This window comes from Pseudodesulfovibrio sp. 5S69, assembly GCF_037094465.1.
In the GTDB taxonomy this organism is placed as follows: domain Bacteria; phylum Desulfobacterota; class Desulfovibrionia; order Desulfovibrionales; family Desulfovibrionaceae; genus Pseudodesulfovibrio; species Pseudodesulfovibrio methanolicus.
Window position 1 is genome coordinate 1,143,855 of record NZ_CP146609.1, and the last position, 19,730, is coordinate 1,163,584.

Consider the following 19,730-nt stretch of genomic DNA (forward strand, 5'->3'; position numbering starts at 1 on the left):
CGGCACTCAATTTCATGGAGGAAGCAGGTGCACACTTCTTGGAAGGAAGTCGAAAAGAGGGCGGTCGAATTCTCAAAAACGTGGGAAGGCGCTTTCTACGAAAAAGGGGAATGCCAAACATTTTATAATGATTTTTTTGAAGTGTTTGGGATTAAGCGGCGGAGTGTGGCAAGGTTTGAGGAACACGTTCGGAGAATAGATAACCGTTCGGGATTTATTGATCTGTTGTGGCCGAAGCGCCTCATAGTAGAACATAAAAGTAGGGGGGGGAGTCTAGAGGATGCAGCCGATCAGGCTGGGGATTACTTCGATGCATTGGCAGAAGAGGTAAAGCCTCGATATCAACTGGTCTGTGATTTTCAACGATTTTCCCTAATTGATCGGGATACAGGGGGTAAGGTTGAATTTGATCTTCCTGATTTGCATAAGAATTTAAGAAGTTTTTCGTTTATGCTTGGGCTACAAGCTCCGAAGCATCGAGTTTCAAAACATCTCAACGTTCAGGCCGCACAGTGTATTGGAAAAATACAAGATGCGCTAAGTAAAGCTGAATATGCTAAAAGAGATCAAGAGATTCTCTTAACCCGAATAGTTTTTTGTCTTTTTGCGGACAACACTGGCATCTTTCAACCTAGGGGGGTGTTCGTTGACTATATTGAATCGCGATCAAAGCCTGACGGGTCAGATTTGGGGATGTTGCTTGCTTTTTTATTTCAAGTTTTAGATACGCCCTTGGCTAGTCGGCAAAGAGGTCTCGATCCTGAACTTACAGAGTTTCCATTTATAAATGGAGGGATGTTTAGCGAGCGCATAACTATTCCCACGTTAAGCCGAGAGGTAAGGGATAGCTTGTTAGACGCTTGTGAATTTGATTGGTCTGAAGTGTCCCCTGCAATTTTTGGATCATTGTATCAAGCAGTTTTAAGCAATGAACAGTGTGGAGATTTGGCAGCGTTTGCAACATCTGAGAAAAATATAAAAAAAGTTATAGATGAATTGTTTTTAAACGATTTGCAGCAAGAATTTAAGAAGATGTCTCTTCATGGTGTCAGCAGGGAGGAATCCCTTTTTACTTTCCTCTCAAAGCTTGTGGGGATGACTTTTTTTGATCCTGCTTGTGGCTGTGGAAATTTTTTAGCAGTAGCGTACAGAGAACTTCGCCGTCTAGAGCTGGCAGTGCTGTTGGAATTGAATCGTCTAGGGAAACTGCAAGTTGAATCGAAAGTATCACAACTAGATGTTGACCAATTCTATGGAATAGAGGTTAATTCTTATTCTGCACGTATAGCCTCAACGGCCATGTGGATGACTGACCACATTGCTAATAACGAGTTAAGCCAATCCCTAGGTGTCGACTTTATACGTGTTCCTTTGGTTAAAAAACCGCACATAGCAATTGCAGATGCTCTTTCTGTCAATTGGGAGTCAATAATACCAATAGTATCATGTTCTTATCTGTTCAGTAACCCCCCCTACAAAGGCAGTAAAAAGCAAAGTAGAGAAGAACGTGTAAAAGTGCGGGAAATCGCAGATCTTGGGGGAGCAGGAGGGACTTTAGATTATGCCTGTGGCTGGATATTGAAAGCGGCTGATTACGCGAGGGGAGGAGTAGGCGTTGGGCTTGTGACTACCAACTCGGTCGTACAAGGGGAGCAAGTAGCTCAGTTGTGGCCATTATTGTTCGAGAAATATTCGCTGGAACTCAATTTTGCGCATCAAACTTTTCAATGGAGTACGGAGAGCAGGGGGAGAAGAGCAAGAGTCCAAGTCGTTGTAATTGGGTTGGTCCCAAAGTCGAGAAACCACCTTTCTTGTCGACTATTTCAGTATGCAACAGCAGAAAGTGATCCTACACTTGTTGAGTGCAATAAAATTTCGCCATATCTAATTGTTGGTGATGAGCTTAACAGTCCTTATGTGACTGTAAAAAAGGTTAATAACCCAATTAATGGTCTTCCAAAGCTAAGAACAGGTACGAAGCCAATTGATGGTGGCTACTATATTTTAGACAGTGAAGAGAGAAGAGTACTAATAGATCGAGAGCCTCTAGCAAAGCAATATATTCGCCCTTTTGTCGGAACAACTGAATTTTTGGAAGGAATTGAGAGATATATTTTGGTGTTACAGGATGCGTCGGCGAAGGATGTGAAATCCATGCGAACGGTGAAGTCCTTAATAGAGCGCGTTGTAAAATATCGTAAAGCCGAGATTATGAACAAAAGTGGTACGCGTAAATTAAAAGCCGTTAATGAGTTATATAGCAGGCCAACGGCGTTTCATATTACAACACTTCCTGAATGTCCTTTTCTCGTTCTCCCAGAAGTAACATCAGAAAACAGGCACTATCTCCCGATCGGTTGGCTTGAACCCCCTGTTATTCCTAGCAACTTGGTGAAAATCGGTGAAGATGCGACATTAGAGCAATTTGCACTATTAACATCAGCAATGCATTTGGCTTGGCTTCAAGGGGTGGGGGGACATTTGGAAGGAAGGAATCGATATTCTATAGGAATAGTGTACAATAATTTCCCGATTCCAGATAAATACGATTCGGAAAAGCTACAAAAACTGGCGAAGTCTGTGCTCAAGGCAAGGGATGAGGAGGCGGGGCGAGGCGGTACGCTCGAAATGATGTATGACGTGCTGTCTATGCCCAGCAAATTAAGAGCTGCGCATGCCGCTTTGGATAACGAGGTTGACAAATTGTATCTTGGCAAAGTGGCAAAAAACGATCATGAACGACTTGTAAATTTGCTGAATAGATACAGTGAAATGATTTAGATTTGTTGGAACAAATGGCTCCACCGGCCAAAGTATATTTGGATTTATGGAGAGTCTTCTGATGGCAGACCATGTGTCAAAGTCTGAGCGTAGCCGCATTATGAGTCTGGTTAAGCAAAAGAATACAAAGCCAGAACTCCTAGTGCGCTCATATCTCCATAAAAACGGGCTAAGATTTCGGTTGCACGACAGAAGACTGCCAGGAAGTCCTGATCTTGTTTTCCCCATGTACCATACAGTAGTATTTGTGAATGGTTGCTTTTGGCATGGTCATGAAAGCTCGCAATGTCGGCGAGCGACCATCCCAAAAACTAATGAGGGGTATTGGCGAGAAAAAATCGCAAATAATAAGCTTCGAGATTTGCGTAATATCTTCCAATTAGAAAACGACGGCTGGCGCGTGTTGGTGGTTTGGGAGTGCCAAATCAAACAATCTGAATTGAGCTTGTTGGTCGATACTATTCGTCGAAATAAGAAAAGCGACCATTTTTCCTACTGATCCATTAAGCGATTTCTTCCTGTGCGGCTCCCTATAAAATATCGCTTTATTTCGTTGAAATCATTAGAAAAATGTTGCACTAGCTGCTAATTGGGCTGAAAATTATAAAGAGTCTATTTGCTCCAGTTGTTCATGTTATCGTACCCACTTCGCGTATGGTGATCCCCCTTTTAGCCATATTTGTACTTTATATTTAACGCGTGCCAATGCTTTCGGTCTGCTTTCTGCAACGGGTTTGACTGTCCGTCGACATTTTTATTGACTGTAAAAATCGCATTGCCCTGATTCTCGCTAGTTTCAGATTTGCCGATTAAAACTCCTGACTATAGGTTAGACTAGAAAACGATGTTGCCTAATTGCAAGATTTAATTTGTTTTACATGTCTCTGTAAGTATGGACGGTATGTTTATCCCAGTTTCTGACTGATTTTTTGCTGGAAGGGCACGGTATCGTTAATTCAGATACTTTTGTGAGTAACTTTGTGAGTATTTATATTTTACAGTTAGGTTTTATCCCAATGTATTCAGGATATTATTTTGTATATTAACGTCCCTCCCCTACCAGGAATAAAATCAGGGCCTTGGAGGTTATACCTCCGAGGCCCTTTTTGTTTTGTCGGTGGGTGTGGGGTGGCCGCTTGGGAGGGGGCGGTAGTTATTCCTTGGCGGCGGCGAGGCAGGCGGTCTGGAGCCTTTCCTTTATGTATCGGACCATTTCGTCGTCGCCTTCGTAGAGGTCGAAGCATTTGGCGTCTTCGCCCAGGAGGCCGCCGGGGACCTCGTCGCCCAGTCCCTGGGGGTCGTCCACCAGTTCGTTGTAGAAGCAGACGGACAGCCAGCGGTCGGCCGGGTCGTCGTCGATGACGTCGACCATGGCGAAGAGGTTGCGTTTGCTCTGATTCTCATGGGCGGCGCGCAGGGAGTAGGTGATGCCGGGCCGGGGCACGAAATCGAGCTTGATGCCGTCCAGCCCTTCGAGGTGGGATTTGAGGGCCGTGAAACAGGCCTTGGTCAGGTTGGGGTCCGTTGTCCAGGTGTCGACGAAGGTTGCCAGTTCATCGGCGAATTGAGTGTCCATGGCAGGGGCTCCTTTGCGTATGCGTGTTCGCGGGGGGACTTCCGTTTGTCAGGCGCGGGGGTGTCCGGTGCGGCGCTCTTCGGGAATTCAGCCGTCTTGCCGGTGCGTCCCAACAAGGCCTTTGGTCCGTCATTTGCCAATGCCGCCTTGATGTCAAGCGGGACATCGGGTCTCCCGTGCCCGGCGCCGCCGCCGGCTTCGGGATCGCCCACGGCTCGTATTTATCAATTTTATCCAATTTTTTTATGGTGATAAAGGTTCGAACGCCTCTTCTTTCCGTTGGTCAGATGGCCATCATGGGGCCGTCGCGCCTGCCTGCCGGGACCATCGGCCGACGGCCTCGGCGGGATGGGGCCGGAGGGCCTGCCGGGGTGCCTTTTTTTGTAACTAGTTATTGCATTGTTAGTTTCGGGAAGATAATTTTGGCTTTAATTAGCCGCTATTACCGCTCGGCTTCAGTGTGAGGCCGGAGGTGGCGGAAAATCCATTAGTTGAGGAGCTTGTTATGAGAAAAATGATGCTTTCCACCCTTCTTGTCCTTTCCATTGCCCTCTTTTCCGTGCCCGCCCTTGCCGAGGGCCCGGTCAAGACCCTTCCCGGCGACATCACCCTGGCCCAGGCCCGGGCCGTCCTCGACGCCGCCCTGAAAAAGGCCGTTGAGATCAAGGTGCCCATGAACATCGCCATCGTGGATGCCGGCGGCAACCTCAAGGCCTTTTACCGCCAGGAAGACGCCTTCCTCGGCAGCATCGACATTTCGATCAAGAAGGCTGTCACGGCCCGGTACTTCAACATGACCACCCGGGCCCTGGGCGCGGTGTCCGTGCCCGGTCAGCCCCTGTACGGCATCGAGGCCAGCAACAACGGCCTGATCCTGTTCGCGGGCGGAGTGCTGCTCGTGGACAAGAACAACGTCATCATCGGCGCCATCGGCGTTTCCGGCGGCTCCGTGGATGAGGATGAGAGCGTGGCCCTGGCCGGAGCCGCCGCCCTCAAGTAGCAACCGTTTTCGTCAACTGCAAACTGTCCGTAGGCCCGGTCCGGGGAATATCCCCGGACCGGGCCGTGTCGTTGCGCAAAGCCGTCGGAACTTGTCGAAGAGGGGTGTTGACACCGATGCAACCAAGTTGCATTGTGTAACCGGATTGCCTATCACGGCAATGTCGCAACACAACCCACGGAGGTCGGCATGAAGGTTTCCAGGCTGATGAAAAAAGTGCTCCCGGCGGTGCTCGGGCTGATGGTTGCCTGGGCCGGGCCCGCTTTGGCGGGTGCCAAGGTGCGGGCGTTCGTGTCCATTCTGCCGCAGAAGTATTTCGTGGAGCGGATCGGCGGGGATCTGGTGGATGTGAGCGTGCTGGTCCTGCCGGGAGCCAACCCGCACATGTACGAGCCCTCGCCGCGGCAGATGACCGCCCTGGCAGGGGCGCAGGTCTTTTTCGCCATCGGCGTCAACCTGGAGGAGGTCTGGCTGCCCAAGCTGGCCGACGCCAACCAGACCATGCGCATCGTCCGGACCCAGAAGGGTGTGGAGAAGATTCCCATGACCGCGCACGGGCACGGCGAGCACGAGGCCATGCATGGGGAACACGGGGGCGAGGAACCCGGGCACGGCATCCTGGACCCGCATATCTGGCTTGACCCCGTGCGGGTCAAGATCATCGCGCGGAACACCTGCGACGGGCTGGTCCGGGTCGATCCCGCCCACCAGGCGGTGTACGAGACCAACCTGGCCGCGTTCCTCAAGGACCTGGACAGCCTGAACGCGTCCATAGCCAAGAGCCTGGCGGTCATCCCGGCGGACAAGCGGACCTTCATGGTCTTCCACCCGTCCTGGGGGTATTTCGCCAAGCGCTACGGCCTGACCCAGGTGGCCATCGAGGCGGGCGGCAGCGAGCCGAGCCCGCGGCATCTGGCCGAGATCATCGAGCACGGCCGCGAACTGGGCGTGAGCGTGGTCTTCGTCCAGCCCCAGTTCTCCCGGCGCAGCGCCGACGTCATCGCCTCGGAACTCGGGGCCCGCGTGGTGCCCCTCGACCCCCTGGCCGAGAACTGGAAGGACAACCTGTTGCACGCCGCCGACGCCTTCGGACAGGCCCTTCGCTGACATGCCCCCATGGAGGTTGCCATGACCCTGCACGACACGGCCGAAGCCGCCCGAGAGTTTCTGGAACAAACCGGCCTGGAACCGACCATCAACCGCATTCTGGTTCTGTCCGCCGTGGCCGCCGGGCAACGGCCCATGTCCGCCGCTGAGGTCCATGCCGAGGTCCTGCGCGAGCACCGCCTCAACCGGGTCACGGTCTACCGCATCCTCGACCTGTTGGCCGACAAGGGCGCGGTCAACCGTTTCAGCACGGGCGGACGGGCCCAACATTACTGCGTGGGCCGCAACCACAGCCATTTCCACTGCACCGGCTGCGGCCGCGTCCAGTGCATCGCCAACGAAGAACTCCACTTCGACGAAAACGCCGTGGCCAACGCCCTCAACCTGGACGTCAGCCACGTCGACCTCCACCTCGAAGGCCTCTGCCCCGCCTGCGCCCGCGCAGCGGGGTAGGGCGGAGGATGCCTCCGGGCCTCCAGCCGTTGGCGAGTCTTGGAGCCCTACGGATGAGGACAGCAGCGATCGGCCGGGGAAGGGTGCTTTCCCCACTGAAAATGTCGCCGCGCTTCGGGTGGCGAAGTCTCCAATATCCCCCTAAACATTGGAGCGACTCGGGTGCCACAGGCACCCGACAGCGGCTCTCGCCACGCACGGTGTCAGGCTTTCGAGAGTGGTGTAGCCGTGCATTTTCCGAGAGGGTGTTTCACCGCAGCGTAGTCCCCCTACGTGAGGATGAAACACCCTCTCGGAAAATGTGCGGATGCGCCGCTCTCGGAAGCCGCGCGCAGCACAAAAAGAAAGGCTCCATGGCGGTGATTGGAGCCTTTCGGGGGGAGTTCCCGGCGGGGATTGCCGGGAAAACAATTGTTGTCGTTGACGGTGCCCATACAGTCATACTTTTATTGTAAATACAATAGGGGAACTTCCTGATGTTCGTTCGCATTCCTGGGAAAAATTCCCATTCGCGAAAATAGAACCGCCCGGCAGGACCGGGCGGTTTGAAACATGCTGAATTTATTGATTTTATTCAATAGGTTACTCGTCGAGCAGTTTGCGCGCGATGTCCCGGTCGTAGAGGGCCAGGGGGTTCCGGTCGGTGTTTTTTTCGCGGAACATGGCCGCGGCCGCTTCGATGGCCTGGTAGGGGACCCACTGGTGCTTTTCCCAGATGACCGGCTCATCCGGATTGTAGAGCCTGAATTCGATTTCGCCCTCGTTTTCGCGCACGTACATGCGCACTTCGGGGTGCTGCAGGGAGGGGGTGTAGTAGACGCCGCGTTCGTCTTTCATGGCGGTTCTCCTAGGCTTGGAAGTTGAAGCGGACCGTATCGCCCGTGTCGTAGACCTTGACGTTCATGGCGCCGAGCAGGACGCGCAGGGGCCGGCCGAAGAGGAAGTCGTTCAGCTCGGCGGGCATGCCGGATCTCTGCGGGACCAGGCGGCGCATCTCCATGTCGTAGACGACCATCTCCTTGAGCGCCTCCCCGGCCTCGCGGTCGCCCTCGCGAGCCGCCTTGGCCAGCTCCTCCATGCGCGCGGGAGCGCAACGCCGGTCGTGCTCGGCCATGAGTTCGAGCAGGGGGTGCCCCTCGGGCAGCAGGTCGGCGCGGGTCAGGCGGTCCTTCCCGTACATGGCCTGGAGCGGCGCGGTGTCCGCGCAGAACAGGACCTCGCACTCGATGGGGCGGTTGGCGTATACGGCGCAAAGATTGCTCTCGGGGCTCAGGTAGAGGCAGGTCCAGGCGCCGTCGCGGCCCTTGATCTTGAGCATTTCGGCCGTGAGCGGCAAGACCTGCTGCGCGGGCTGGTCGAAAACCCATTCCCCGGCGCGCAGGGTCACGATGTCCGCCAGGGGGATGGTGCCGTCCTGAATGAGCGGAAGATCCTGCACGTGGAGGGCGGGGCCGCCTTTACGGCAACACTGCCCGCAACGGTGACATTTCAGTTCATTAGTGGTTGGAATTTGCAAGTTTGTGTTGCTCCTTATACCCTTTTGCGGTAACGCTTATGGCGGTCCATATCCTGTGCCAAGGGTCCGATACTCCGGCTCGGCCGCGAAGGCAAGGCCGGGGGTGGCAAACGATCCCAAAATCAGGTTGTCCGTTGAGTCCGCAAACTGTGGGTTGACAATGGTTTCTTGGATATTTCGGTTGACAGAAAACCGAACGGTCCAGTACATTATCAGCCCTGCATACCTTGTGAATATTGGCGCAATTGCCGGTATTTCAGGTGGTTGCGTTAAGTAGGAAAGGCGCTCTGGCTCCGGGTGAATTTTTTCACCATTTGCCGGCCCGGGCGCAAAAATGGTTGATGGCAACATCTTAATCAAACAATGGAGGTTAAGGGAATGGCGAAACACAAAACTCCTCTGTTGGATCAGCTGGAAAGCGGCCCGTGGCCCAGCTTCGTATCCGACATTAAACAGGAGGCTGACGCTCGAGCCAAGAACGAGAAGGGTCTGGACTACCAGATTCCCGTTGATTGTCCCGAAGATTTGCTGGGTGTTCTCGAAATGTCGTACACCGACGGTGAAACCCACTGGAAACACGGCGGCATCGTCGGCGTCTTCGGTTACGGCGGCGGCGTTATCGGCCGTTACTGTGACCAGCCCCAGATGTTCCCCGGCGTCGCTCACTTCCACACCGTCCGCGTGGCTCAGCCCAACGGCAAGTGGTACAACACCGAGCTGCTGCGCAACCTGGTCAAGATCTGGGAGCTTCGCGGTTCCGGCCTGACCAACATGCACGGCGCCACCGGCGACATCGTGTTCCTGGGCACCACCACCCCGCAGCTCGAGGAAATCTTCTGGGAACTGACCCACGACCTCGAGATCGACCTCGGCGGTTCCGGCTCCAACCTGCGTACCCCGGCCACCTGCCTCGGCATGTCCCGCTGCGAATACGCCTGCTATGACACCCAGGAGCTGTGCTACAACCTGACCCAGGAATACCAGGACGAGCTCCATCGCCCGGCGTTCCCCTACAAATTCAAGTTCAAGTTCGACGGTTGCCCCAACGGTTGCGTTGCCGCCATCGCTCGTTCCGACCTCTCCTTCATCGGTACCTGGAAAGATGAGATCAAGATCGACCAGGAAGCCGTTGCCGCCTACGTCGGCGGTGAGATCGCTCCCAACGCCGGCGCCCACGCGGGCCGCGACTGGGGTGCGTTCGACATCCAGAAGGAAGTCGTTGACCTGTGTCCGTCCCAGTGCATCTCCTACGATGGCAAGCTGACCATCGACAACAAGGAATGCGTCCGTTGCATGCACTGCATCAACACCATGCCTCGCGCCCTGAAGGTTGGCGACGAGCGCGGCTGTTCGATCCTGTGCGGCGCCAAGGCCCCGATCCTCGACGGTCCCCAGATGGGCTCCCTGCTCGTCCCGTTCATGGAAGTGAACAAGGAAGACGACTACCAGTCCATCAAGGATCTCATCGAGAACATCTGGGATTGGTGGATGGAAGAAGGCAAGAACCGCGAGCGTATCGGTGAGACCATGAAGCGTCTGGGCATGTCCGCCCTGATCGACGCCGCCGGTGTTCCGGTCGACGCCCGCCAGGTTCAGGAGCCTCGCCACAACCCCTACATCTTCTGGAAAGCCGAAGATGTCGAAGGTGGTTGGGATCGCGACATCAACGATTTCCGCAAGCGTCACCAGCGCTAAAAAGAGGAGTGTATCGATATGGCTTTTATTTCTTCTGGGTACGATCCTGCTAAACCGATGGAAGGTCGGATCTCCGACATCGGACCTCGTCACTTCGGCGAGTATCTGCCCCCGGTTATCAAAGAAAACTTTGGTAAATGGGACTACCATGAAATCATCGAGCCCGGCATCCTGCTGCACGTGGCCCAGTCCGGCGACAAGACCTACACCGTCCGCGCCGGTACCGCCCGCCTGATGTCCGTCACTCATATCCGTGAAATCTGCGACATCGCCGACAAGTTCTCCGGCGGTTACGTCCGTTTCACCACTCGTAACAACCTCGAGTTCCAGGTCGAGACCGAAGAGGCCGCCAAGGAACTGAAGGCCTACCTGAACGACCAGAAGTTCCCCGGCGGAGCCCACAAGTTCCCGGTCGGCGGCACCGGCGCCGGTGTGACGAACATCGTCCACACCCAGGGTTGGGTCCACTGCCACACCCCGGCCACCGATGCTTCCGGTACCGTCAAGGCCACCATGGACGTCGTCTTCGACGACTTCACCGACATGAAGCTGCCCGCTCCGGTGCGCATCTCCATGGCCTGCTGCCTGAACATGTGCGGCGCAGTGCACTGCTCCGATATCGCCATTCTCGGTATCCACCGCAAGCCGCCCCTCATCGACCACAAGTTCCTCGACAACCTGTGCGAGATTCCCCTGGCCGTTGCCGCCTGCCCCACCGGTGCAGTCCGCCCGTCCAAGGTCGAACTCGATGGCGAGACCTACAAGACCGTGGCCATCAAGCAGGAGCGCTGCATGTTCTGCGGCAACTGCTACACCATGTGCCCGTCCCTGCCCCTGTCCGATGGTGAAGGCGACGGTATCGCCATCATGGTCGGCGGCAAGATCTCCAACCGCATCACCAAGCCCGCCTTCTCCAAGGTCGTGGTTCCCTTCGTGCCCAACGAGCCGCCTCGCTGGCCCACGCTGACCAAGACCATCAAGAAGATCCTGGACACCTACGCCCAGGATGCCAACAAGTACGAGCGCCTGGGCGACTGGGCCACCCGTATCGGTTGGGAGCGGTTCTTCGAGAAATGCGACCTGCCCTTCAGCGAGCACCTGATCGATGACTTCCGTGATCCGGCGTACTACACTTGGCGCCAGACCACGCAGTTCAAGTGGTAAGATAATGAAGCTCCGGGGTACGGCTAGCTCGCCGTACCCCGACTTTATGTAAAAATAAGGAGTCCATTATGGCACTCGATCCCGAAGCTGGAAAAGCTGAAATACTCAAATTCTGCGAAGAGAAGTCCAAGAGCAAGACCAAGTTTTACTTCAACGACTTCACCAAGCTGTTCCCGGATGAGAAAAGCCGCGCCGTCAAGAAGCTCCTGACCCAGTTGGTTCAGGAAGAGAAGATGGTGTTCTGGTCCTCCGGGTCCACCACCATGTACGGCCTGGCCGGTGTCGGCAAGCAGGCCCACTCCGAGGGCGAAGACTAGTCTTCGGCTCAATTCGGTCCACAAGGCCTTGCCCGCATCCAAGAGGTGACGGGCAAGGCTTTCTTGGTTACAAGAACCCGTGCGCAACGTGGCGAATCCTATCCCCCGCATACTCCTGGCCGGGCTGTCCGGCGGCACCGGGAAGACCATCGTCTCCCTGGCGCTGGCCCGCGTCTTCAGCCGCTTGGGCCGGACCGTGGCCCCGTTCAAGAAGGGCCCGGACTACATCGACGCCCAGTGGCTCGCCCTGGCGGCGGGCCGCCCGTGTTCCAACCTGGACCCGTTTTTCCATTCACGCGACATCATCCGGTCCCTGTTCTTCCACCGCTCCGAAGGCGCGGCCCTGAGCCTCATCGAGGGCAACCGCGGGCTGTTCGACGGCATGGACGAGCGGGGCACCTGTTCCAGCGCGGAACTGGCCCGCATGCTCGACTGTCCGGTCGTCCTGGCCATCGACTGCACCAAGATGACCCGCACCGTGGCCGCCATCGTCCAGGGGTGCGCCGGTTTCGAGCCGGGCCTGAACCTGGCCGGGGTCATCCTCAACCGCACCGCGGGCGAGCGGCACCGCACCGTGTTGCGCCGGTCCATGGAGACCTATTGCGACGTGCCGGTGCTGGGCATGCTCCCGAAGATGAAGAACCCCATCCCCGAGCGGCACATGGGGCTCATGTCCGACCAGGAATACGACGGCTCCGCCCACCTGGACGGGCTGGCCGACCTGGCCGCCGATTGGCTGGACCTGGACGGCATTGTCCGGGCGGCGGAGGCGGCCCCGGATTTCGGCCCGGATCCCGGCCCCGTATTTACCGGCCCGCCGGCTGAAAAGACCGTACGCATCGGCTACGTGCACGACGCGGCCCTGTGGTTCTATTACCCCGAAAACCTGGAGGCCCTGGAACACGCCGGGGCCGAACTGGTCCGGCTGAGCCTTCTTGATGGCGAACCCTGGCCCGAGATCGACGGCCTGTACCTCGGCGGCGGGTTCCCCGAGGTCTTTGCCGAACGCATCGCGGCCAACCGGCCCGCCCTTAGGTATCTCCGCTCCCTGGCCGAGTCCGGCATGCCCGTCTACGCCGAGTGCGGCGGGTTCATGGTCCTGTGCGACCTGCTCGAAATCGACGGGCAAAGCCACCGCATGGCGGGCGTCTTTCCCCTGACCACGTCGTTCTGTCCCCGCCCGCAGGGGTTGGGCTACACCGAGGCCGAGGTGGTCGAGGATTCGGTCTTCTTTCCCAGCGGCGAGCGCATCCTGGGGCACGAATTTCATTATTCCATGTGCGTGTCCGACGGCGCGGCCGACCTCCGCCACGGGCTGCGCATGCTCCGCGGCCAGGGCAGCGCGCTCGGCCGCGACGGCTTTCTGCACAAGAACACCTGGGCCGGATACAACCACATCCATGCCCTGGCCGTGCCCGGCTGGGCCGAGCGGTTCGTGGCCGCCGCGGCCGCCCGCCGCCGGGGTGCGGAGCGGTAAACCCCTTGTCTCGGCACGGTCTTTCGTGAGACACTGCCGCCACACAATCACCCACTCCTACAAGCGAGTATCATAATGAGTATACCCTTCATCGACCTGAAAACGCAGTACAGACAGATCGAGAACCAGATCAAAGCGAATATCGAAGGCGTCCTGGAACACGGCGCCTACGTCATGGGCCCGGAAATCCGCGAGCTCGAAGCCAAGCTGGCCGGCTATACAGGCGTGTCCAACGCCGTGAGCTGCTCCTCGGGCACCGACGCGCTGCTCATGGCCCTCATGGCCCTGGGCGTGGGCCCGGGCGACGCGATCTTCACCACGCCGTTCACCTTCATCGCCACCGCCGAGGTGGTGGCCCTGCTCGGTGCGACGCCGGTGTTCGTGGACATCGACCCCGTGACCTTCAACATCGATCCCGACGACCTGCGGCGCAAGATCCGCGACGTGCGGGAGAACCGCAAGGATCTGACCGCGCGCGGCGTCATCGCCGTGGATATCTTCGGCCAGCCCGCGGACTACGACGCCATCGAGCCCCTGGCCCACAACTCCGGTCTGTTTCTCATCGTGGACGCGGCCCAGTCCTTCGGGGCCACCTACAAGGGGAAATCCGTGTGCGCCCTGGGCGACCTGGCCTGCACCTCCTTCTTTCCGGCCAAGCCGTTGGGCTGCTACGGGGACGGCGGCATGGTCTTCGTCAACAACCAGGAGCTGCACAAGCTGCTCGTCTCCATCCGCGTTCACGGCATGGGACTGGAAAACAAGTACGACAACGACCGGCTGGGCTTGACCGCGCGCATGGATTCCATGCAGGCCGCCGTGCTCCTGGCCAAGTTCGAGATCTTCCCCGGCGAGATTGAAAAGCGCCAGGAAGTGGCCGCCCGCTATGCCGAACTCCTGTCCGAGGTGGACGGCCTGACCCCGCCGTCCGTGCCCGAGGGCAACGTCTCGGTCTGGGCGCAGTATTGCGTCCTGGCCCGTGACGCCGAGCAGCGCACCGAGGTCATGGAGCGGCTGTCCGAGGCCTCCATCCCGTCGGCGATCTACTATCCCAAGCCCCTGCACCTGCAAAAGGCGTTCGCCGACTTGGGCTACTCCATGGGCGACTTCCCGGTGTCCGAGGACGCGGCTTCGCGCATCTTTGCCCTGCCCATGCATCCCTACCTGGCCGCCGAGGACCAGGAAGCGATCGTCAAGGTCCTCAAGGGGTAGCGGGCGTGTTCCGGGTGACCTGGGCGGGCACGGTACGGGTGCTCAAGCCGGTGCTCGCGGGCGTGGCCCTGGCCTACCTGGCCACGGGCTTCGTGGACGGGCCGCCGCCCGTGAACTTTCGCCCGGAAAGCCCCAACTCCGCCAAGCAGACGGAGATCGTCGAGCCCCAGGCCGAGCTGGTCATTGAGCGGAACATCCTCAAGCTCGGCTCCCTGCTGACCTTCCGGGCCGAGAATCCTGCCCTGGTCCGGCAGGAGGCCTCGCCCAACGAGGGGCTGGGCATGTTCTACGATACCGAGGTACGGCCGCCCGCCGCCGGCGGGGGCGGGGCGCCCGAGGCCGGGCAGTAGGCGCGCCCGGCGGCCTGATTTGCCAGGCGCATCGGGCTTTGGTAAGGGGAAGGCCCCTAACGACATCACGCCGGGCGCGACCCCGGCACAAAGGAGCGTATTCATGATCAAGATGGAAACCAGCATGGGCGACATCGTCATCGAACTCGATTTCGAAAAGGCCCCCGAGAGCGCGGCCAACTTCCAGCAGTACGTGGAAGAGGGCTTTTACGACGGCCTGATCTTCCACCGCGTGATCTCCAACTTCATGATCCAGGGCGGCGGCATGGACCCGGATATGAAGGAGAAGGCGACCCGCGCGCCCATCAAGAACGAGGCCAACAACGGACTGACCAACGACAAGTACACCCTGGCCATGGCCCGGACCATGGACCCGCATTCCGCCTCCTCCCAGTTCTTCATCAACGTGAAGGACAACGGCTTCCTGAACTTCTCCTCCGAGACCCCCCAGGGCTGGGGCTACGCCGTGTTCGGCAAGGTCGTGGAGGGCCAGGACACCGTGGACAAGATCAAGGACGTGCCCACCGGCCGCCACGGCTTCCACGACGACGTCCCGGTCGAGCCGGTGGTCATCAACAAGGCCACCGTGGTCGAATAGCGGCCTGACCGCGCCCCCCGGCCTTCGGGCGCGGGGGTGAATTGCATGGAAAAGGCGCACCCTGTTTCGGGGTGCGCCTTTTTTGCCGTGCGAAAGGCGGGCCGGGCCCGCTAGACCATCAGGTTCAGGCCGGTGTAGGACGCGCTGCTGCCGCCCATGGCCAGGAGGCCGCCGCCCTCGAACCAGCTGGCCGGGTCGGTGTTGTCCGCAAACCACCACGACATGGCCTGCTGCTTAAGGCTGGTCATCATGTCGTTCTGCGAGAGCTGGCTGGAGGCCGTGGAGGCCAGTTTGCCCAGCTGGATGATGGTGTGGAATTCCTTGACCCTATCCGGGTTGTCCTCAAAATATTTGTTGATGATCTCCGCATCCTTGGTGGAGTCCGGGACCGTGACCTTGCCCGTGTCCGGGTCGTAGGTCATGGCGAACTCCTTGGACACGTCCACGCCGAGCTTCTTCAGGTCGGCCATGACCGCGACGTCCCACTTGTCCCCGAGTTTCTCCCGGTAGTCCTGCACCTCCTGGAAGGAGAGGCGGTTGTCGTCGCCCTTGGGAATCTGGTCCAGGACGGACGATATATCCGAGGCCAGGCCCTTTGTGGCGCCGCTCTGGGCGCTTTCCTCGTCCAGCGCCTTGGCCTGCTGGCGCAGTTGCTTCTCCTCCACCGAGGCGCGAAGCAGGGTGTAGGTGCCGGTGATCAGGTCGCTTCCGATGGATGTGGTCGACATGCTTGCTCCCGCTGTTGCCGTTGTCCATGGGGAATGTTTTTCCCTCCGCCATGAACAGCACAAGCCGTGCCAACTCGGGACAGGCGAACGGCGCACCGTCCGGAATCCGGCGCAAAAAAAGGGCTGCCCGTCTGAGCAGCCCTTGTGTCTTGCGTGTTGCGAGCGGGGCTAGCCGCCGAGGTACGCCTTCTTGACCTCCGGGTTTTCCATGAGCTCGGCGGACGTGCCCTGGGCCACGATCTCGCCGGTGTCGATGACGTAGCCCCGGTGGGCGAACTTGAGCGCCAGGTTGGCGTTCTGCTCGATGAGCAGGATGGTCATGCCCTCCTCGTTCAACTCCCTGAGGGTGCGGAACATGTCGTACATGAGCAGCGGGGCCAGCCCCATGGACGGCTCGTCGAGCATGATCACCCGGCAGCCGGACAGAATGGCGCGGCCCACGGCCAGCATCTGCTGCTCGCCGCCGGACAGGGACTCGGAGCGCTGTTTCTTGCGTTCGTCCAGGCGCGGAAAGAGCTTGTAGACGCGCTTGTAGTCGCGGTCGATCTCTCCCTGGCCGTCCTTGCGGGAGTAGGTGGCGATCTTGAGGTTTTCCTCCACGGTCAGGTTGCCGAAGATGTGGCGCCCTTCCGGGACCAGGGCCATGTGCAGGTCCGAGACGACCTTGTCCGCGGGCATGCCCAGGATGGACTTGCCCTTAAAGCGGATGTCGCCCTTGATGACCTTGGGGGCCTCGGGCGGCGGCAACTGGGCGATGGACATGAGCGTGGTCGACTTGCCCGCGCCGTTGGCGCCGATGAGGGTGACGATTTCGCCTTCGCCCACGGAGAAGGAGATGCCGTGCAGGGCTTCGATGTTGCCGTACTTGACGTACAGGTTTTCGACTTCGAGTAAGGGAGTAGTCATATGTTGTCGTCTCCAAGATAGGCCTTGATGACGGCCGGGTTGCTCTGGATGTCTTCGGGGGTGCCCTCGGCGATGGTGGAGCCGAAGTCGATGACCTTGATCCACTGGCACAGCGAGGTGACGACCTTCATCTGGTGCTCGATCATGAAGATGGTGATGTCGAAGCGGTCGTGGATGCCTCGGACCAGGGTGATCAGGTCTTCCACGTCCTTGGAGTTCAGGCCCGCGGCCGGTTCGTCGAGCAGCAGGAGCTTGGGCCGGATGGACATGGCCCGGGCGATCTCCACCCGGCGCTGCAGCCCGTATGGCAGGTTCTTGGGATACTCCATGGCCACCTCGGTCAGGGACATGGCCTCGAGCAGCTCCTCGGCGATCTCCAGGATGCGCGCTTCGCGGGCGCGGTACCTCTTGCCGCGCAGCACCGAATCCAGAACCGTGTAGCCGAGGCGGTAGTGCTGGGCGATGCGGATGTTGTCCAGCACGGTCATGTCGTGCCACAGGCGGATGTTCTGGAAGGTCCTGGCGATGCCCATGGACGTGACCTGGTGGGGCTTGAGCTTTGCCGTGGGCTTGCCGTCGAAGGTGATGGTCCCCTCGGTGGGCTGGTAGAAGCCGGAGATGAGGTTGAAGATGGTGGTCTTGCCCGCGCCGTTGGGGCCGATCAGCCCCATCAGTTCGCCGCCCTGCATGTCCACCGAGAACTCGCTGACGGCCTGGAGGCCGCCGAACCGCTGGGTGAGGCTGTCTATTTTAAGCAGTGACATGAACAGCCCCCTATTTGAACGTGTAGTATTTTTTGAGTTTCGGGAACACGTCCGACAACTCCTTGTTGCCCATGATGCCCTCGGGCCTGAACTGCATGATCAGGACCAGGAGCAGCGGGATCATGACCCACTTGATGACGCCCGCGGACGGCTCCCAGTCCGGGAACACGAAGGTGGCCGGGGCCATCAGGAAGTCGATGAGCGCCTGGGAACGCAGGATCTCGAGCAGGAAGGTGAAGACCACCGCGGAGATAACCGCGCCCGAGAGCGAACCCATGCCGCCCAGGTAGACCATGACCATGGCCTCGGTGGACTTGAGGATGTTGAACGACTGCGGGTTGACGTAGCCGATCACGTGGGCGAACAGGCCGCCCGCGCACCCGGCCAGACCTGCCGAGATCATGAAGTTTACGGTTTTGATCTTGTTGGTGTTCACCGACATGATCTCGGCCGCGGTCTCGTCCTGGCACACGGCGTCCACGCCCTTGCCGTAGGTCGAGGTGATGAACCGGCGGATGACCCAGATGTCGAAGATGGTGAACAGGATGACGTAGAGCAGGACCCAGGGGAAGTCGTTGTCGCCCGCCAGCCAGGACGGGGTGGAGTCGACCATGGCCCAGACCGTGTCCTTCATGCCCTGGAAGCCGCGGGAGCCGCCGATCCAGTCCATGTTCTCGATGCCCGAGATGACCATGTAGTTGACCGCGATGGTGATGATGGCCAGGTAGTCGTCGCGGGTCTTGAACGAGGGCAGGGCCACCAGGATGGAGGACAGGGCCGCCATGAAGCCGCCGATCAGGATGATGATCGGGAAGACGAAGTAGGAAGCGGCCGCCGGGAACAGCGGGTCGCCGAACTTGGAGCCGAAGCAGACCACGGACAGGATGGAGGCCACGTAGGCGCCCACGCACATGAAGGCCGCGTGGCCGCAGGTGAACTCGCCCATGTTGCCGTTCACCAGGTTCAGCGAGGTGGACATCATGATGTTGATGCCGCCGAACATGATGACCGCCTGGATGTAGTTGTCGAGGATGCGGTATTGGGCCAGGACCAGCAGGACCACGGCCGCGAACGCGATCAGGATGTTGAATGAGTATTTCTGCATGCGCTTGGCTCCCGACTAGATTTTGGTGGACTGCGGCATGCCGAACAGTCCGGTCGGTTTCATCCAGAGAATGATCAGCAGGATGGTGAAGGCGAACAGGTCGCGGTACGTGGACGGGAACACGGTGACCACGCCCACCTCGATGAAGCCGAGGAGGAAGCCGCCGTAGAATGCGCCCCGGATGTCGCCGATGCCGCCGACGACCGCCGCGATGAACGCCTTCCAGCCGATGAGCATGCCCATGAACGGTTCGAGCACCGGGTAGGACATGGCGAAGAGCAGCCCGGCCAGACCGGCGAAGCCGGAACCCAGGATGAAGGTGAAGACGATGATCTGGTCGATGGGGATGCCCATGAGCGGGATGGCGAACTTGTCGTAGGAGATGCCGCGCATGGCCATGCCGATCTTGGTCTTGGTGACGATGAAATTGAGGATGACGAAGACGGCGATGGCCGCGAAGATGACGATGACCTTCAGATTGGTCACGGTCACGCCGCCGATGTCCCAGATGGTCTTGTGGACCAACTCGGGGAACTTCAACCGGCTGGCGCCGAGCACGGCGAGGTTGGAGTATTCAAGGATCAGGCCGCACATCAGCGCGGTGATGACCACGTAGAGCCGATGCGCGCCCTTGCGCCGCAGCGGGCGATAGGCCACACGCTCCAGGGTGACGCCCACGCAGGCGGTCAGGAACATGGTCAGCGGCACGGCGAGCAGGAAGGTCACCATGGGCGACAGTCCGAGCGCCGGACCGAGCATGAATCCGGCCACGAAAAACGCGATGTAGGCGCCGACCATGAAGATATCGCCGTGGGCGAAGTTGATCAGGCGCAACACGCCGTACACCAGGGTGTAGCCCAACGCGATGAGCGCGTAGAAGCTGCCCCACTGCAGGGCGTTGATGATGTTTTGAATGATGAAGTCCACGATAGCCTTCCCTGGGAAATTTCTGAGGATTTCGGGCCGACGGGCGCCCCGGCCCCG

General features: G+C 58.7%; 20 protein-coding genes. 12 read left to right on the forward strand and 8 right to left on the reverse strand.

From position 1 onward, the window contains the following. The first annotated feature begins 27 nt into the window (after nucleotides 1–27). Nucleotides 28–2,781: a DNA methyltransferase gene (locus tag V8V93_RS05350; protein ID WP_338669326.1), complete on the forward strand. Its 2,754-nt coding sequence runs from the start codon at nucleotides 28–30 to the stop codon at nucleotides 2,779–2,781. A gap of 61 nt (nucleotides 2,782–2,842) precedes the next feature. Next, a complete protein-coding gene (locus tag V8V93_RS05355; protein WP_338669327.1) occupies nucleotides 2,843–3,280 on the forward strand; it encodes a very short patch repair endonuclease in 438 nt (145 codons plus the stop codon). A 654-nt stretch (nucleotides 3,281–3,934) separates the two neighbouring features. On the opposite strand, the gene V8V93_RS05360 is transcribed toward V8V93_RS05355, so the two are convergent. Next, the gene (locus V8V93_RS05360) at nucleotides 3,935–4,357 is read right to left on the reverse strand and encodes a hypothetical protein (RefSeq protein WP_338669328.1); all 423 of its coding nucleotides are present in this window, start codon (nucleotides 4,355–4,357) and stop codon (nucleotides 3,935–3,937) included. A gap of 505 nt (nucleotides 4,358–4,862) precedes the next feature. On the opposite strand from V8V93_RS05360, the gene V8V93_RS05365 reads away from it, so the two are divergent. From V8V93_RS05365 to V8V93_RS05375, 3 genes are all read left to right on the forward strand, one after another. Beyond that, entirely contained in the window at nucleotides 4,863–5,357 is a 495-nt protein-coding gene (locus tag V8V93_RS05365) for a GlcG/HbpS family heme-binding protein (RefSeq protein ID WP_338669329.1), read from the forward strand. Between the two features lie 189 nt (nucleotides 5,358–5,546). Next, a complete protein-coding gene (locus V8V93_RS05370; RefSeq protein ID WP_338669330.1) occupies nucleotides 5,547–6,464 on the forward strand; it encodes a metal ABC transporter solute-binding protein, Zn/Mn family in 918 nt (305 codons plus the stop codon). 21 nt (nucleotides 6,465–6,485) lie between these two features. Next, nucleotides 6,486–6,917, forward strand: coding sequence for a Fur family transcriptional regulator (locus V8V93_RS05375; protein ID WP_338669331.1), 432 nt, complete (start codon nucleotides 6,486–6,488; stop codon nucleotides 6,915–6,917). Between the two features lie 582 nt (nucleotides 6,918–7,499). Here V8V93_RS05375 and V8V93_RS05380 read toward each other — a convergent pair. Both V8V93_RS05380 and V8V93_RS05385 read right to left on the reverse strand, forming a co-directional pair. After that, nucleotides 7,500–7,754 (reverse strand): hypothetical protein, encoded by a 255-nt coding sequence (locus V8V93_RS05380; RefSeq protein ID WP_338669332.1) that lies wholly within the window; start codon nucleotides 7,752–7,754, stop codon nucleotides 7,500–7,502. 10 nt (nucleotides 7,755–7,764) lie between these two features. Then, entirely contained in the window at nucleotides 7,765–8,355 is a 591-nt protein-coding gene (locus V8V93_RS05385) for a YkgJ family cysteine cluster protein (protein WP_338669333.1), read from the reverse strand. Nucleotides 8,356–8,811: 456 nt separating this feature from the next. On the opposite strand from V8V93_RS05385, the gene dsrA reads away from it, so the two are divergent. From dsrA to V8V93_RS05420, 7 genes are all read left to right on the forward strand, one after another. Beyond that, on the forward strand, nucleotides 8,812–10,128 hold the full coding sequence (gene dsrA / locus V8V93_RS05390; RefSeq protein WP_338669334.1) for a dissimilatory-type sulfite reductase subunit alpha: 1,317 nt from the start codon (nucleotides 8,812–8,814) through the stop codon (nucleotides 10,126–10,128). Between the two features lie 18 nt (nucleotides 10,129–10,146). Then, complete coding sequence (gene dsrB / locus V8V93_RS05395) at nucleotides 10,147–11,292, forward strand: dissimilatory-type sulfite reductase subunit beta (RefSeq protein WP_338669335.1); 1,146 nt, start codon at nucleotides 10,147–10,149, stop codon at nucleotides 11,290–11,292. Between the two features lie 68 nt (nucleotides 11,293–11,360). Continuing rightward, the gene (locus V8V93_RS05400; RefSeq protein WP_338669336.1) at nucleotides 11,361–11,609 is read left to right on the forward strand and encodes a dissimilatory sulfite reductase D family protein; all 249 of its coding nucleotides are present in this window, start codon (nucleotides 11,361–11,363) and stop codon (nucleotides 11,607–11,609) included. Nucleotides 11,610–11,697: 88 nt separating this feature from the next. After that, the gene (locus tag V8V93_RS05405) at nucleotides 11,698–13,086 is read left to right on the forward strand and encodes a cobyrinate a,c-diamide synthase (protein WP_338669337.1); all 1,389 of its coding nucleotides are present in this window, start codon (nucleotides 11,698–11,700) and stop codon (nucleotides 13,084–13,086) included. A gap of 75 nt (nucleotides 13,087–13,161) precedes the next feature. After that, the gene (locus tag V8V93_RS05410; RefSeq protein WP_338669338.1) at nucleotides 13,162–14,295 is read left to right on the forward strand and encodes a DegT/DnrJ/EryC1/StrS family aminotransferase; all 1,134 of its coding nucleotides are present in this window, start codon (nucleotides 13,162–13,164) and stop codon (nucleotides 14,293–14,295) included. Nucleotides 14,296–14,300: 5 nt separating this feature from the next. Continuing rightward, the gene (locus tag V8V93_RS05415; RefSeq protein WP_338669339.1) at nucleotides 14,301–14,645 is read left to right on the forward strand and encodes a hypothetical protein; all 345 of its coding nucleotides are present in this window, start codon (nucleotides 14,301–14,303) and stop codon (nucleotides 14,643–14,645) included. Nucleotides 14,646–14,748: 103 nt separating this feature from the next. Continuing rightward, entirely contained in the window at nucleotides 14,749–15,243 is a 495-nt protein-coding gene (locus tag V8V93_RS05420; protein WP_338669340.1) for a peptidylprolyl isomerase, read from the forward strand. A 110-nt stretch (nucleotides 15,244–15,353) separates the two neighbouring features. Here the strand turns inward: V8V93_RS05420 and V8V93_RS05425 are convergent, their stop codons facing one another. From V8V93_RS05425 to V8V93_RS05445, 5 genes are all read right to left on the reverse strand, one after another. Then, nucleotides 15,354–15,971 carry a hypothetical protein gene (locus tag V8V93_RS05425; protein ID WP_338669341.1) on the reverse strand — a complete coding sequence of 206 codons (618 nt, stop codon included), beginning with the start codon at nucleotides 15,969–15,971 and terminating at the stop codon, nucleotides 15,354–15,356. A gap of 168 nt (nucleotides 15,972–16,139) precedes the next feature. After that, nucleotides 16,140–16,877, reverse strand: a complete 738-nt coding sequence (locus tag V8V93_RS05430; RefSeq protein ID WP_338669342.1) for an ABC transporter ATP-binding protein — start codon at nucleotides 16,875–16,877, stop codon at nucleotides 16,140–16,142. After that, nucleotides 16,874–17,641, reverse strand: coding sequence for an ABC transporter ATP-binding protein (locus tag V8V93_RS05435; RefSeq protein ID WP_338669343.1), 768 nt, complete (start codon nucleotides 17,639–17,641; stop codon nucleotides 16,874–16,876). The genes V8V93_RS05430 and V8V93_RS05435 overlap by 4 nt, the downstream gene beginning before the upstream one ends. Before the next feature lie 10 nt (nucleotides 17,642–17,651). Then, complete coding sequence (locus V8V93_RS05440; protein WP_338669344.1) at nucleotides 17,652–18,746, reverse strand: branched-chain amino acid ABC transporter permease; 1,095 nt, start codon at nucleotides 18,744–18,746, stop codon at nucleotides 17,652–17,654. Between the two features lie 15 nt (nucleotides 18,747–18,761). Next, the gene (locus V8V93_RS05445; protein ID WP_338669345.1) at nucleotides 18,762–19,673 is read right to left on the reverse strand and encodes a branched-chain amino acid ABC transporter permease; all 912 of its coding nucleotides are present in this window, start codon (nucleotides 19,671–19,673) and stop codon (nucleotides 18,762–18,764) included. Nucleotides 19,674–19,730 lie beyond the last annotated feature (57 nt).

Excerpts from the sequence above, each read along its gene's own strand:
- V8V93_RS05355 (WP_338669327.1), top strand. The coding sequence starts at position 2,843 with ATGGCAGACCATGTGTCAAAGTCTGAGCGTAGCCGCATTATGAGTCTG.
- V8V93_RS05360 (WP_338669328.1), bottom strand. The coding sequence starts at position 4,357 with ATGGACACTCAATTCGCCGATGAACTGGCAACCTTCGTCGACACCTGG.
- V8V93_RS05365 (WP_338669329.1), top strand. The coding sequence starts at position 4,863 with ATGAGAAAAATGATGCTTTCCACCCTTCTTGTCCTTTCCATTGCCCTC.
- V8V93_RS05370 (WP_338669330.1), top strand. The coding sequence starts at position 5,547 with ATGAAGGTTTCCAGGCTGATGAAAAAAGTGCTCCCGGCGGTGCTCGGG.
- V8V93_RS05375 (WP_338669331.1), top strand. The coding sequence starts at position 6,486 with ATGACCCTGCACGACACGGCCGAAGCCGCCCGAGAGTTTCTGGAACAA.
- V8V93_RS05380 (WP_338669332.1), bottom strand. The coding sequence starts at position 7,754 with ATGAAAGACGAACGCGGCGTCTACTACACCCCCTCCCTGCAGCACCCC.
- dsrA (WP_338669334.1), top strand. The coding sequence starts at position 8,812 with ATGGCGAAACACAAAACTCCTCTGTTGGATCAGCTGGAAAGCGGCCCG.
- dsrB (WP_338669335.1), top strand. The coding sequence starts at position 10,147 with ATGGCTTTTATTTCTTCTGGGTACGATCCTGCTAAACCGATGGAAGGT.
- V8V93_RS05400 (WP_338669336.1), top strand. The coding sequence starts at position 11,361 with ATGGCACTCGATCCCGAAGCTGGAAAAGCTGAAATACTCAAATTCTGC.
- V8V93_RS05410 (WP_338669338.1), top strand. The coding sequence starts at position 13,162 with ATGAGTATACCCTTCATCGACCTGAAAACGCAGTACAGACAGATCGAG.
- V8V93_RS05420 (WP_338669340.1), top strand. The coding sequence starts at position 14,749 with ATGATCAAGATGGAAACCAGCATGGGCGACATCGTCATCGAACTCGAT.
- V8V93_RS05425 (WP_338669341.1), bottom strand. The coding sequence starts at position 15,971 with ATGTCGACCACATCCATCGGAAGCGACCTGATCACCGGCACCTACACC.
- V8V93_RS05430 (WP_338669342.1), bottom strand. The coding sequence starts at position 16,877 with ATGACTACTCCCTTACTCGAAGTCGAAAACCTGTACGTCAAGTACGGC.
- V8V93_RS05435 (WP_338669343.1), bottom strand. The coding sequence starts at position 17,641 with ATGTCACTGCTTAAAATAGACAGCCTCACCCAGCGGTTCGGCGGCCTC.
- V8V93_RS05440 (WP_338669344.1), bottom strand. The coding sequence starts at position 18,746 with ATGCAGAAATACTCATTCAACATCCTGATCGCGTTCGCGGCCGTGGTC.